The sequence below is a fragment of the Corallococcus sp. AB032C genome (assembly GCF_003668935.1).
GTDB classification, from domain to species: domain Bacteria; phylum Myxococcota; class Myxococcia; order Myxococcales; family Myxococcaceae; genus Corallococcus; species Corallococcus exiguus.
On the sequence record NZ_RAWP01000005.1, the window covers coordinates 107,336 to 121,480 of the forward strand.

Genomic DNA, 14,145 nt, shown 5'->3' on the forward strand with positions numbered 1-14,145 from the left:
CCCGCCTTGTCACCGTCCGATACCGCCGTCCGTACCCCGCTTGACGACATCCTGACCGAAATCGCCGCGGCCGGCGCGACGATCGCGGTCGATGGGTCGAACCTCCGGCTGGGCGCGCCCAAGGGCAACATCCGCAGCGAGCTGCGCGAGCGCATTCGCGCGAACCGCGAGGCGCTGATCGCCTTTCTTTCCGCGCGCAACGCGAGGAGCGAGGTGCGAGCACCGCTGGTGCGCGTCGCGCGCGACAAGCCGCTTCCGCTCTCGTTCGCACAGCAGCGGCTGTGGTTCTTGAACGAGCTGGAGCCAGGCAACCCGTTCTACAACGTCCCGGTGGCGGTGCGGATGCGCGGCCGGCTCGACGTCGCGGCCCTGCATGCAAGTCTGAATGAAGTCGTGCGGCGCCATGAAGCCCTGCGCACCCGCTTCGTCATGAGCGACGGCGCGCCGTTCCAGCAGATCGTGCCGCACCTGACGCTGACACTGGCGCGGGAGGATCTGAGCGCGCTGCCAGGCGGCGAGCGGGAAACCCAGGCGCTGGCGCGGATGCAGGAGGAAGCGCGCACGCCGTTCAATCTGGCCGAAGGACCGCTGATCCGCTTCAGGCTGCTGCGGCTGGAGGCGACGGAACATCTGCTGCTGCTCACCCTGCATCACATCGTCGCCGATGGCTGGTCGATGGGCGTGCTGGTGCGTGAGCTTGGCGCGCTCTACGCGGCGTTCGCGCAGAACCGTCCTTCGCCCCTTTCCGAGCTGAAAATCCAGTATGCGGACTTCGCCCAGTGGCAGCGCCAGGTGCTGTCCGGCGAAGAGCTGGACAGGCAGGTGGCGTACTGGAAGGACAGGCTGGACGGGGCGCCGACGCTGCTGACGCTGCCCACCGACTGGCCGCGGCCCGCGACCCAGAGCCACCGTGGCGCCACGCATTCCTTCGAGGTGCCGCCCGCGGTCACCGCGGGTTTGCGCGCGCTGGGCCTGCGCTCCGGGGGGACGCTCTTCATGCCGTTGGCCGCCGCGCTCAATGTCCTGCTGGCGCGCTACAGCGGTCAGCACGACGTCTGCATTGGAACGGCCATTGCCAACCGCACCCGCGGCGAAATCGAGCCGTTGATTGGCTTCTTCGTCAACACCCTGGTGCTGCGCACGCGCATGGAGGACGACCCGAGCTTCCTGGACCTCGTGGAGCAACTGCGGCGCACGGCGCTGGAGGCCTATGCCCACCAGGACCTGCCCTTCGAGCAGCTGGTGGATGTCTTGTCGCCGAAGCGGCATTTGAGCCACACGCCGCTGTTCCAGGTGATGTTGGGCCTGCAGAACGCGCCCATGGGACGGCTGGCCCTGCCAGAGCTGGTGTTGGAGCCCGACGCGGCGCGCAGCCAGACCGCCAAGTTCGACCTCACCTTCGACTTCACGGAGACGGGCGAGCGGCTGCAGTCCTTCATCGAATACAGCACCGACCTGTTCGACCGCTCGACCATCGAACGCATGGCGCGGCACTTCCTGGTGCTGCTGGAGGCCGCGGTCGCGCGGCCTCAGACGCGCATTTCGAGGCTGCCGTTGCTGGATGGGAAGGAGCGGAGGGAGCTGCTGGCGGAGTGCAACGCGGCATCGCGGTACGAGGTGGAGGGCACGCTGCACGGGCTCTTCGAGGCGCAGGCGGCCCGCCGGCCTCATGCAGTGGCGCTCACCCACGAGGGCCGCTCCCTGGCCTACGGCGAGCTCAACGCGCGGGCCAACCAACTGGCGCACCACCTGCGCTCCCAGGGCGTCGGTCCCGACGTGCTGGTGGGCCTGTGCGCCTCGCGCGGCTTCGACTTGCTGGTGGCCATGCTCGCCATCCTCAAGGCCGGTGGCGCCTACCTGCCGCTGGACCCGGACTCCCCGGTGCAGCGGCTGCTGGGCATGCTCGACGACGCGCGGCCCGCACTGGTGCTCACCCAGGAGTCCTTCCGGGAGCGACTGGCCGGCGCGCGCCAGCCGCTCTGGTGCCTGGACCGGGATTGGCCGACGGTAGCGGGATTGCCCGACGCCGACCTCCCGCCCCTCAGCGGGCCTGGGCACCTGGCCTACGTCATCTACACCTCCGGTTCCACGGGCAAGCCCAAGGGGGCGCTGCTGCAGCACGGCAACGTGCTGAGGCTCTTCCAGGCGACGTCCTCCTTCGCCTTCAGCGAGCGCGACGTGTGGAGCTTCTTCCACTCGCTCGCCTTCGACTTCTCCGTGTGGGAAATCTGGGGCGCGCTGCTGTTTGGCGGGCGAGTCGTCGTCGTGCCCGACGCGGTGAGGCGCTCCCCGCCCGCCTTCCTGGAGCTGCTGTCCCAAGAAGGCGTGACGGTGCTCAACCAGACGCCCTCGGCCTTCTACCAACTGCTGGAAGCCGACGCGCAGCTGAAGCTGCCCCTGGCCCTGCGAAGCGTGGTGTTTGGCGGCGAGCGGCTGGACTTCCAGCGGCTGAAGCCCTGGTACGCGCGGCACGAAGCGCACGCGCCACGGCTGGTGAATATGTACGGCATCACCGAGACCACGGTGCATGTGACGCACCATGCGGTGAGCCCGCGTGACGTGGAGAAGAGCACGAGCCTGATTGGCGTGCCCATTGGAGACCTGCGCGCGTACGTGCTGGACGCGCGGCTGGAGCCGGTGCCGCCGGGAGTGGCCGGGGAGCTGTACGTGGCCGGGGCCGGACTGGCGCGCGGGTACCTCAGGCGGCCAGAGCTGACCGCGGAGCGCTTCATCCCCAATCCCCACGCGCAAGCCGGCGAGCGGATGTACCGCACCGGAGATGCGGCGCGCAGGCTGGAGGACGGCAGCCTGGAGTACCTGGGGCGGCTGGACGAGCAGGTGAAGGTGCGCGGCTACCGCATCGAGCTGGGAGAGATTGAAGCGGCGCTCTCCTCCGTGGCCGGCGTGCGGCAGGCGCTGGTGATGGCACGCGAGGACCGCCCCGGCGACATGCGGCTGGTCGCCTACGTGGTGCCGAGCACGCAGGAAGAGGACGCACAGGGCCGCTACGCGTTGCCCAACGGCATTCGCATCGCCCACATCAACCAGCACGAGACGCGTGCCGTGTTCGAGGAGATCTTCGAGGAGGAGGTCTACCTGCAGAACGGCATCACGCTGGAGGACGACTGCGTGGTGTTCGACGTCGGCGCCAACATCGGCCTGTTCACGCTGTTCGTGCACGACCGCTGCGCCCGCCCCCGCGTCTACTCCTTCGAGCCGGTGCCGCCGGTGTTCGACGTGATGGCCCGCAATGTGGCGCTCCACGCGCCGGGCGCCACCGCCATGCCGTTCGGCCTGTCCAACCGCGAGCAGACCACCCAGATCCACTACTACCGCAACATGTCCGTCAACTCGGGCCTGTACGCGGATGCCCGGACCGAACGGGCGCTCACCGAGCGGTTCCTGAGGAACCAGTCGGAGGAGTCGGGCTCCTTCCTGGACGAGCTGCTGGAAGGCAAGTTCGAGGCCGAGGTCCACTCCTGCCGCATCATCACGCTGTCACAGGCCATCCGCGAGACCGGCGTGGAGCGCATCGACCTGCTGAAGCTCGATGTCGAGAAGAGCGAGCTCGACGTGCTGTCGGGCATCGAGCCCGGCGACTGGCCGAAGATCCGCCAGCTGGTCATCGAGACGCACGACATCGACGGCCGCGTCGACACCATCCGCCGCCTGCTGGCTGGCCACGGCTTCGGCTGCGTGGTGCACCAGAAGCGCGCCATGCAGGGCACGGGCGTCTACCAGCTCTATGCCGTGCGCGAGCGCGACGCGCGGGCCCACGCCGACGGGCGTGCCGCGCCGCACGTGGGCCTGCTGCAACGCCGCGCGGCGGCGCCGTTGGCCGAAGCCGAGCAGATCGCCGGCATGAACCAGGTGTTCGACCAGATCTACGGCGAGACGGCCACGCCGGACGACCTGACCTTCGACCTCTCGGGCTGGACCAGCAGCTACGACCGCCAACCCATCCCGGCCGCGCAGATGCACGAGTGGGTGGACCAGACGGTGGCGCGCATCCGCGCGATCGAGCCGGAGAGGGTGTTGGAGATTGGCTGCGGCACCGGCCTGCTGCTGCACCGCCTCGCGCCGTCGTGCACGCGGTACTGCGGCACCGACCTCTCGGGAGTGGTGCTGGACAAGCTGCGCCGCGGCCTGGCCGCGCGCGAGCCCATGCCCTGTGAACTCTCGCTGCTGCAGCGCCCGGCGGATGCGCTGCGCGACCTGCCCGGCGGGCCCTTCGACACCGTGATCATCAACTCGGTGGCGCAGTACTTCCCGAGCCTGGCCTACCTGGAGACCGTGCTGGAGGGCGCGCTCGGGCAGCTCGGCGCGTCCGGCCACGTGTTCGTGGGCGACCTCCGGCACGCCGGACTGCTGGAGCTGCTGCACGCCTCCATGGCCCTGCACCAGGCCGAGCCGGACGCCCGCGTCGGCGAGCTGCGGCAGCTCGCGCTGCTGAACGCGCGCCGCGAGGCCGAGCTGCTGGTCGACCCGGCCTGGTTCTTCGCGCTGCGCCGGCGCTTCCCGCGCATCAGCGGCGTCAACGTCCTGCCCAAGCGCGGCCAGGTGGACAACGAGCTGACGCGCTTCCGCTACGACGTGGTCCTCTCCGTGGGCCAGGCCGCGGCCGAGCTCGTGCCGGACTGGCAAGGCTGGGAGAGCGAGGAGGCCGTGCGCCAGCGGCTCGCGCGCGAGGCGCCGCCCTCCCTGGCCGTCCGCGACATCCCGCAGGCGCGGCTCGCCTCGATGCGCGCGGCGCAGGGCCTGCTGCACCGGATGGCCGATGAGGCGACGGCGGCCGGGCTCGCGCGCGAGCTGGACGCCCAGCCCCTGCCAGGCGTGGATCCGGCGCGCCTGGAGGCGCTGGCCGCCGAGCGCGGCTACACCGTGCGTTTCGCGCTCGCCTCGGGCAACGAGGGGGGGCTGCACGCGGTGTTCCTTCGTGCGCCGCGCGCCATCGACTGGTCGGCCCTGTACCCGGCGGCGGGCGCGGATGCCGCGTCGCTGCGCGCACTGGCGCACGAGCCGTATCTGGAGGAGCGGCAGGCCGGGTTGCAGCACACGGTGCTGGAGCGGCTGCGCGAGCAACTCCCGGCCTACATGGTGCCGGCGCACGTCGTCGTGCTGGACGCGCTGCCGCTCACGCCCAACGGCAAGGTGAACAAGAAGGCGCTGCCCGCACCCGACCTCACGCGCGGCGAGGCAGGCTACGTCGCGCCGCGCACGCCCATGGAGGAGGCCACCGCGCGCATCTGGGCGGAAGTGCTGGGCCTGGACCGCGTGGGCATCCACGATAACTTCTTCAACCTGGGCGGCCATTCGCTGCTGGCCACGCGCGTGATTTCCAAGGTGCGCGCGCAGCTGGAGGTGGAGCTGCAGCTGCGCGCCCTATTCGAGGCACCCAGCGTGGCCGAGCTGGCCGCGCGCATCGAGGCCGGGCGCGGCACGCGCCAGCGTGTGACGGCGCGCATCGAACCGGTGCCGCGCCAGGGCACGGCCCCGCTGTCCTACGCACAGAACCGCTTCTGGTTCCTGGAGCAGTACCAGCCCGGAGTCCTGTCCTACAGCATGCCGGTGGCGCTCACGCTGTCCGGTGCCTGGGACGCACAGCGCCTCGCGCGCGCCTTCGACATGCTGGTGGCGCGCCACGAGCCGCTGCGCACCACCTTCACCCATCACTCCGGCGTGCCCGAGCAGGTGATTGCAACACCAGCGCCCCTGCGCGTGGCGGTGGAGGACTTCAGCGGGCTCGGCGCGGCGCAGGCGAACGACGCCGTCGCGCGCGGGATTCGCGAGGAGGCGGCCACGCCCTTCCACCTGGAGCAGGGACCGCTGTTCCGCGTGCGCCTGCTCAAGGCCGCCGAGGGCGAGCACGTGCTGCTGCTCACGCTGCACCACATCCTCTATGACGGCTGGTCGTTCCGGGTGCTGATGGAGGAGGTGATGCGGCTTTACGACGGCCTGCCGCTCGCGCCGCTGCCCATCCAGTACGTCGACTACTGCGACTGGGAGCGCCGGCGGTTCAGCGGCCCGGCGTTGCGAGAACAGCTCGATTACTGGAAGGAGCAGCTCGCGGGCGCCCCCGACCTGCTGTCGCTGCCCACCGACCGGCCGCGTCCGGCGGCCATGACCTACCGCGGGCAGGTGCACCGCGCCGCGCTGTCGCCCGCGCTGACGCGGCGCCTCACGGCCCTGGGTAGCGCCTCGCGCGCGACCCTGTTCATGGTCATGGCCGCGGCGTTCAAGGCACTGTTCCACCGGCTGACGGGGCAGAACGACCTGTGCCTGGGCAGCCTGTCGGCGAACCGCGCCTACGGCACGGAGAACCTGATCGGCATCTTCGCCAACATCGTCACGCTGCGCAGCACGGCCCGCGAGGACAGCTCGTTCGCCGACGTGCTGGACGCCACCGCGCGGCAGGTGCTCTCGGTGCACGACTACCCGTTGCCGTTCGAGCTGGTGCTCAAGCATCTGGTGGCCAGCCGCGACGCCGCGTACACGCCCTACGCGCAAGTGGTGCTCAACTTCTACGACGACGCGGAGCTGGGCGGCGCGCTCGATGACTTCACCTCGGCCGAGGGCCTGCGCATCGCCAGCCGGCCGAGCGAGCTGGGCGTACAAGCCGACTTCGAGCTCAAGGTCGAGATGCGCATGACGGGCGACCGGCTCTCGGTCGACTACGTCTACAACACGGACCTGTTCGACGCCGCGACCCTCGCGCGCTGGCACCACCACCTGGAGTGCCTGGCCGAGGCCGCATGCGACGCGCCTCGGACGCGCATTTCGAGGCTGCCGTTGCTGGATGGGAAGGAGCGCGGGACGCTGCTGGCGGCGTGCAACGCGGCGTCGCGGTACGAGGTGGAGGGCACGCTGCACGGGCTCTTCGAGGCGCAGGCGGCCCGCCGGCCTCATGCAGTGGCGCTCACCCACGAGGGCCGCTCCCTGGCCTACGACGAGCTCAACGCGCGGGCCAACCAACTGGCGCACCACCTGCGCTCCCAGGGCGTCGGTCCCGACGTGCTGGTGGGCCTGTGCGCCTCGCGCGGCTTCGACTTGCTGGTGGCCATGCTCGCCATCCTCAAGGCCGGTGGCGCCTACCTGCCGCTGGACCCGGACTCCCCGGCGCAGCGGCTGCTGGGCATGCTGGACGACGCGCGGCCCGCCCTCGTGCTCACCCAGGAGTCCTTCCGCGAGCGACTGGCCGGCGCGCGCCAACCCCTCTGGTGCCTGGACCGGGACTGGCCGACGGTGGCGGGCCTGCCCGACGCCAACCTCCCGCCCCTCAGCGGGCCTGGGCACCTGGCCTACGTCATCTACACCTCCGGTTCCACGGGCAAGCCCAAGGGGGCGCTGCTGCAGCACGGCAACGTGCTGAGGCTCTTCCAGGCGACGTCCTCCTTCGCCTTCAGCGAGCGCGACGTGTGGAGCTTCTTCCACTCGCTCGCCTTCGACTTCTCCGTGTGGGAAATCTGGGGCGCGCTGCTGTTTGGCGGGCGAGTCGTCGTCGTGCCCGACGCGGTGAGGCGCTCCCCGCCCGCCTTCCTGGAGCTGCTGTCCCAAGAAGGCGTGACGGTGCTCAACCAGACGCCCTCGGCCTTCTACCAACTGCTGGAAGCCGACGCGCAGCTGAAGCTGCCCTTGGCCCTGCGAAGCGTGGTGTTTGGCGGCGAGCGGCTGGACTTCCAGCGGCTGAAGCCCTGGTACGCGCGGCACGAAGCGCACGCGCCACGGCTGGTGAATATGTACGGCATCACCGAGACCACGGTGCATGTGACGCACCATCCGGTGAGCCCGCGTGACGTGGAGAAGAGCGCGAGCCTGATTGGCGTACCCATTGGAGACCTGCGCGCATACGTGCTGGACGCGCGGCTGGAGCCGGTGCCGCCGGGGGTGGCCGGGGAGCTGTACGTGGCCGGGGCCGGACTGGCGCGCGGGTACCTCAGGCGGCCAGAGCTGACCGCGGAGCGCTTCATCCCCAATCCCCACGCGCAAGCCGGCGAGCGGATGTACCGCACCGGAGATGCGGCGCGGAGGCTGGAGGACGGGAGCCTGGAGTACCTGGGGCGGCTGGACGAGCAGGTGAAGGTGCGCGGCTACCGCATCGAGCTGGGAGAGATTGAAGCGGCACTCTCCTCGGTGCCCGGCGTGCGGCAGGCGCTGGTGATGGCACGTGAGGACCGCCCCGGCGACAAGCGGCTGGTCGCCTACGCGGTCTGCGAGCCCGAGGCCCGCGACGCGGCGCAGCTGCGCGTGGCGCTGCAGGGGACGCTTCCGCACTACATGCTCCCCTCACACATCGTGCTGCTGGAGCGCCTGCCGCTCACGCCCAACGGGAAGATCGACCGCAAGGCGCTGCCGGCGCCCGACCTCGGGGGTGAGGAGCGCGTCTACGTCGCGCCGCGCACGCCCACCGAGGAGGCCGTGGCCGCCATCTGGTCGGACGTGCTCCAGGTCGCGCGCGTGGGCGCACAGGACAACTTCTTCGAGCTGGGTGGCCATTCGCTGCTGGCGACGCAGGTGGTGGTGCGGCTGCGCGACACCTTCGGCGTCGAGCTGCCGCTGCGCACGCTGTTCGAGACGCCGCACCTGGGTGCGCTCGGCGCGGCCCTGGACGCGGCCCGGCGCGAGGGCCAGGGGCTGAACGTGCCACCGCTCGCCGTGCAGCGCCGTCCCGCCCGCCTGCCGTTGTCCTATGCGCAGGAGCGACTGTGGCTGCTGGAGCAGATCGAGTCGCTGGGCGCCGCCTACAACATCACGGGCGCGGTGCGCTTCGTCGGCGCGCTGGACGGCCAGGCCTTCGAGCATGCACTGGCGGAGATCGTGCGGCGCCACGAGGCATTACGCACGCGCTTCGCGGCCGACGACGAGACCATCGAGCAGCTCGTCGATCCGCCCGGTCGCTTCGAGCTGGAGCGCATCGACCTGTCCGCGTTGCCGGCGGCGGCGCGCAAGGAAGAGGCTCGGCGCGCCATTCACGCGGCGACGGGCAGGCGCTTCGACCTCGCCAGGGGGGCGCTCTTCCATGCCGTGCTGCTGCGGCTGGCGCCGGAGGAGCACATCGTCGTGGTGGTGATGCACCACATCGTCAGCGACGGCTGGTCGCTGGGGGTGCTGATCCGCGAGTTGGGCGCGCTGTACACCGCATATGCCCGGGGCCTGGAGTCGCCGCTGCCGGAGCTGCCGGTGCAGTACGCCGACTACGCCTTGTGGCAGCGCGACTGGCTGCGGGACGAGGCGCTGGAAAAGCAGGTCGCCTACTGGAAGCAGCGGCTTGCGGGCGCGCCAGCCGCGCTGGAGCTGCCCCTGGACCATCCACGCCCGCCCGTGCAGAGCTTCCGGGGTGCGAGCGTGTCGTTCGCCCTGCCCAGGGCGCTGACCGGGCAGCTGCAGGCGATGGCACGCGCCCAGGGCGCCACGCTGTTCATGGTGCTGCTGGCCGGCTTCCAGCATCTGCTTTCCCGCTGGAGTGGACAGGAAGACATCGTCCTCGGCACGCCCGTGGCCGGCCGCACGGACCGGCGCACCGAAGGCCTCATCGGCTTCTTCGTCAACATGCTGGTGCTGCGCACCGACGTGTCCGGAAACCCCACGTTGCGCCAGCTGCTGGCTCGCGCCAGGGAGACCGCCCTGCAAGCCTACGCGCACCAGGACCTGCCCTTCGAGAAGCTGGTCGAGCAGCTCAACCCCGTGCGCGACCTCTCCCGCCCTCCCCTCTTCCAGGTGATGATCAACTCCTTCCTCACCGAGGATCCGCCGGGCTCCCTGAGCCTGCCGGGCCTGCGCACGGAGGTCCTGGACAGTGACGAGGTGAGCGCGCGGTTCGAGCTGATGCTGCGACTGCATGGGCATGACGACGAGGTCGTCTGCCAGTTCGAATACGCCACGGACCTCTTCGACCGCACGACCATCGAGCGATTCGGCACGCACTACGTCGCGCTGCTCGCGGCGGCGGTGGCCGAGCCAGACCAGACGTTGTCCGGCTTCTCGCTGTTGGGCGATGCGGAGCGGCACCAACTGCTGGTCGATTGGAACGCCACCGCGTCCGGGCCGGAAGCCGACTGTCTCCACCGGCAGGTGGCGCGACAGGCACGGCATGCCCCGGATGCCATCGCTCTGGCCTGGGATGACGAATCCATGGGCTACGGCGCGCTGGATGCGTGGTCGAACCGGATGGCCCGGTACCTGGGCGCGCTGGGCCTCGCACCCGAAAGCGTGGTGGGCCTGGTGATGCAGCGGTCGCCGGCCACGCTCGCGGCCTGCCTGGGCATCCTGAAGGCGGGCCTGGCCTGCCTGCCGCTGGACCCTGCCCATCCGCCCGAGCGACTGGGCGAACTGCTTGCCCAAGGCGCGGCGGCGCTCGTGCTCGGCACGGACGGCTACGCCGATGCGCTGGCGCGAGACGCCTGCCCCGCGCTGGACCTGACCGGGCTGGCGGAGCGCATCGCGGCCTCGCCGGACACGCCCGTGGACAGGGTGGCGCACCCTGGCCAGCTCGCGTGCCTGGCCGTCGCCTGGGATGCGTCCGCCGTGGCAAGCCTGCTGATGCTCACGCACCGCGGGCTGGCGAACCAGGTGGCCATGATGGCGCGGCACCACGGCGCCGCGGGCGCGCCACACCCAGTGGCCTTGGGCTTCGAGCCGTCCGTGCAGAGCCTGCTGCAGCCGCTCGCCTCCTGCGCAAGGCTGCTGCTCGCGCCGCGGGAGGAACCTGCGGAGGCAGCCGCGCCCGAGGACGTGAGCCTGTACGGCATGGCCAGGCTGCCGGCGGACGCGCAGGGCGCGCGGATCGGCTTGCCCGCGCCGGGGCTGCGCGCCTACGTCCTGGACCGGCGGCTGATGCCGCTACCGCCGGGCGTGTATGGCGAGCTGTACGTGAGCGGTGCCGAATGGGCGCGCGGCTACGCGGCACAGCCGGCCCCCACGGCACGAGACTTCCTGCCATCGCCCTTCGTGGAGGGCGAGCGGCTCTACCGCACGGGTGAGCTGGCGCGCCGGCGCGCCGACGGCGCTCTGGAGTTCCTGGAGCCGCCGCGACGGCTGCGCATCGCCGGTAGCTGGGTGGAGCTCCGCGAGATCGAAGCGGCGCTGCGGATGCATCCGCGTGTCGCGCATGCGGTGGTGGCCGCACACGCGGACGCGCAGGGCCAGCCACGACTGATCGCCTATGTGGTGGCGGATGCCGCCATGCCCGCCGATGCGGCGGACGCCGAATGGCGCGCCTCGCTCGCGCAGCGGTTGCCGCGGCACATGCTGCCGTCCGCGGTGGTGGTGATGAACGCGCTGCCGCGCACGCCGCGCGGCACCGTGGACTGGAAGGCCCTGCCAGCGCCGGGCGGCGGCGCGAAGTACGTGGCGCCGCGCACGCCCGAGGAGGAGAGCCTGGCCGCGATCTGGGCCGAGGTGCTGGGCGTGGAGCGAGTGGGCGCGCAGGACAACTTCTTCGACCTGGGCGGCCATTCGCTGCTGGCCACGCTGATGGTGGCGCGGCTGCGTGAGGCGTTCGGCGTCGACCTGCCATTGCGCACCCTGTTCGAGCTCCGCACGCTCGCGGCGCTGGCCGAGTACGTCGCCAACGTGCGCTGGTCCGTGCAGGGGGCGCCGCCGGGCGCCGCCGAGCAGGACGCGAACGGCGAGGAGGAAGGCATCATATGACCCCGTGGAGCAACGCAATGCCGGGAGGAAACCCATGAGCGATATCGCATCTGCCATCCCGCCGCTGTCGCGCCACGCCGCCGCGCGCGACTACCGCGGCCGCGGTCCGGAAGAGCGGTTGATCGAAAGGACCACGCTGCCCCAGGTGCTGGCGGGCGCACCGGCACACGGAGGACCGTCGCTCACCTGGTACGAGGCGGAACGGCGCGTGCTGCACTTCGACGCCGCCGAGCTGCTGCGCCAGGTCCGCGCGCTCGCTCACTGGTTCGCGCGTGGGCACGGCATCACGCGCGGCGACCGCGTCATCGTGCTGTCCGCCAACAGCCCGGAGGCCTTCGCCACGCACCTGGCGCTGATGTCACTGGGCGCGGTGACCGTGCCGGTGAGCAACACCGAATCGCCGCGCGTGCTGCAGCTCATCGCCGACAAGGTCACCCCTCGGCTCGTGGTCACCGGCCGCGAGGTGCCGGCGGAGCTGCTCGCGGCCAGGCCGGGCGGCATGGTGGCGCTGCCGGCCCTGCCGCTCGCGGCCGACGGCGACGCGGGCTTCGAGTGGCCGGCCCGCGACGTGATGCCCGACGACCCGGCGGTCATCCTCTTCACCTCCGGCACCACCTCCGCGCCCAAGGGCGTGTGCCTGAGCCACTACAACCTGCTGGTCAACGCGGAGGGCCTGGCGCGGGTCCATGAACTGGCGCGGCGCCGGGTGCACATGTGCGTGCTGCCGCTGTTCCACGCCAACGCGTTCGGCTTCTCCATGGTGGCCTCGCTCTACGCGGGCAGCCATGTCGTGCTCAGCGCCGGCCTGCCGGGCGCGGCGGTGTGGGACATCCTTCGAACGGAGCGAGTGGACGTCATCTCACTCGTGCCGGAGATCATCCGCGTGCTCTCGCGCATGCCGGTGCCGCGCGACACGCTGCCCGACCTCAAGTACGTGACCTCGGCCGCCGCGCCGCTGCCCAAGACGGTGGCGCGCGAGTTCGTCGACAGGACGGGCATCCCCATCCACCAGGGCTACGGCCTGAGCGAATGCGTGAACTTCGCCGCCACCATTCCCTGGGATGCCTCGGACGCCGACCTGGAGCGCTCCATGGGCCACTGGGCGGTGCCGAGCATCGGCCCGGCCCTGTTCGGCTGCGACATCGATATCCGCCGCGCGGACGGCTCGCCCGCCGGCGCCGAGGAGGAGGGTGAGATCGTGGTGACAGGCCACACCCTGATGCGCGGCTACTGGGATGCGGAGGACGCGACCGGAGCGGCCCTGGGCGAGGGCGCGCTGCGCACCGGAGACCTGGGCTTCTTCGCCCTGGTCGGCGGCGAGCGCTACATCTTCGTCACCGGCCGCAAGAAGGAGATCGTCATCCGCTACGGCGAGAACCTCTCGCCGCTGGCCATCGAGGCCGAACTGGAGGCGCTGCGCGCCGTCGGCCGCTTCGCCGTGACGGGTTTTCCCAACGAGGCGGCGGGCGAGGAGATCGGCCTGTACCTCGTGGTGCCCCGCACGCCTGACAACGAAAGAAGGGTGCTGGACGCGGTGAAGGCCTGCTCCGTCCGCTACCGGCCGCGCGTGGTCCTGTTCGGCGCCGACCCCATCCCGGCGACGCCGACCGGCAAGGTCAAGCGCGCAGTGCTGGCGCAGCGGTTCCAGTCCTACGCAAAGCGCAACTTTGGCAGCGAGCCCGTCGTGGGCCCCTGACACCCCAGGCCATCCCTCCTGATTCCAGCGCGGTCCGAAGCACCGTCCCCTTGCCTCAACCGGAGCAACACCTCATGCACTCCGTTCGCCAAGACAGTTTCATTCCCTTTCCGCTCGCGCACGGCCTGCTGGCGGACATGAAGGACGACACGTTCTCCACCCAGCTGTGGGCCTGGACACAAGACCGGCTGAAGCTGCCGGCCGGCGCCACGCACATCGGCTACGTCTACGACGGCACGGTGACGCTGGAGCATGCCGCCGGCGAGTTCAAACTGCGCGGCGGAATGTATTTCTCCGCGCCCGGCGAGGCCGTGGTGCACGGCAACGGCCGGGGCATTGCCATCTCCCGGCTGGGCTATGACGGCTTCTTCCAGCTTGGCGGTCCGGTGGAGGCGCGCGGGCGCCTCAAGTACATCGACGGCTGCACCGACTCGCTGCTGATTCCGCCGGTGATGATGGGCGACGCCTGCTTCAACCTGCTCTACTTCCCACCTGGCATCGATCAGACGCAGCACACGCATCCGTCGATGCGCGTGGGCATGGTGATTCGCGGGCACGGCGAATGCGTCACGCCCACGGAGATCATCCCGCTCATTCCGGGCCGGGTGTTCGTCATTCGCGCCGAAGGCCCGCACTCCTTCCGCACCACGGACTCCGAAATGTCCGTGGTCGCCTACCATCCGGACAGCGACTTCGGCCCCACGCACGAAGCGCACCCGATGATCAACCGCACCATGGTCAATGGCCTGTCAGCCCGTCTGATTGACGAGATCCGGACCAAATGACACACGCGGTCCCTGGGG

At 70.8% G+C, this 14,145-nt stretch carries 3 protein-coding genes; all 3 read left to right on the forward strand.

What is annotated here, in order from left to right; translation table 11 throughout:
* Window positions 1-6: 6 nt before the first annotated feature.
* The 3 genes from D7X99_RS03250 to D7X99_RS03260 all read left to right on the forward strand — a co-directional run bounded on the left by D7X99_RS03250 (window position 7) and on the right by D7X99_RS03260 (window position 14,127).
* The gene (locus D7X99_RS03250; protein ID WP_158626911.1) at window positions 7-11,646 is read left to right on the forward strand and encodes a non-ribosomal peptide synthetase; all 11,640 of its coding nucleotides are present in this window, start codon (window positions 7-9) and stop codon (window positions 11,644-11,646) included.
* Between the two features lie 34 nt (window positions 11,647-11,680).
* The gene (locus D7X99_RS03255) at window positions 11,681-13,342 is read left to right on the forward strand and encodes a class I adenylate-forming enzyme family protein (RefSeq protein WP_121776439.1); all 1,662 of its coding nucleotides are present in this window, start codon (window positions 11,681-11,683) and stop codon (window positions 13,340-13,342) included.
* Between the two features lie 74 nt (window positions 13,343-13,416).
* The gene (locus tag D7X99_RS03260; protein ID WP_121776440.1) at window positions 13,417-14,127 is read left to right on the forward strand and encodes a cupin domain-containing protein; all 711 of its coding nucleotides are present in this window, start codon (window positions 13,417-13,419) and stop codon (window positions 14,125-14,127) included.
* The last annotated feature ends 18 nt before the right edge of the window (window positions 14,128-14,145 follow it).

Bases quoted from the DNA above. Each gene is read 5' to 3' on its own strand.
- D7X99_RS03255 (WP_121776439.1), top strand. From the start codon at position 11,681: ATGAGCGATATCGCATCTGCCATCCCGCCGCTGTCGCGCCACGCCGCC.
- D7X99_RS03260 (WP_121776440.1), top strand. From the start codon at position 13,417: ATGCACTCCGTTCGCCAAGACAGTTTCATTCCCTTTCCGCTCGCGCAC.